Genomic DNA, 604 nt, shown 5'->3' with positions numbered 1-604 from the left:
TGCTGCTTGTTGCTCATAGACGTCCGGATTGTTCTGTAGAGAGTTAGGGCTTATGTATACCTAGTTTTAAACCAAATAATACAAGCACTTAACAGTGATTCCCAAACGCTAGTAAAATGTAGGCAAAGCGCTCCTTGTTTTGAGCGCCTTCCCCGGCCTATGAGCTAATTCAGAATAGATGATTTGTTTGCTTTAAATCGGTCATTCTTCCATTGGCGCTGGGTTCTTGCGGCTTTTTCGCCACTCATACTTGTTAGAATCTCGAAGTAATCTGACTGGTATTTATCTTTTAAAATATCTTCTTTAGTCTTACCTTTCACAGCATAGACTGTCTGAATATTTTGTTGGTCAAAAGCTCGCCATTCCTGCTCATCTTTTAACAAAGAATATTTATGGCCTTCCAGAGCTTTTCTAACCTTGGCTGTTTCAAAGCTGCCTGCGCGTTCTACGGCGTCTTTGTATTGATATAAAATTGAATATGCCGAAGCTGCGGAAGAAGAAGGGTAGGCGTCATAGCGTTTGCTAAAGGTTTCAACGAATTTTTTGCCTGTTTCATAATTGTATTGTTCTGGTATATTCCATGCCCAGGGTAAAGCACCAACAA

The 604-nt window shown here is 40.4% G+C and carries 1 protein-coding gene; it reads right to left on the bottom strand.

Going from position 1 to position 604, the window contains the following annotated elements:
• Positions 1-164 precede the first annotated feature (164 nt).
• A partial coding sequence (locus A3735_RS27330; protein WP_156499965.1) for an ABC transporter substrate-binding protein occupies positions 165-604 on the bottom strand: 440 nt, incomplete at its 5' end.

Source organism: Oleiphilus sp. HI0061 (assembly GCF_001635675.1).
Note: the sequence above shows the minus strand (reverse complement) of the source record. Positions and strands in the feature narration are given on the sequence as shown.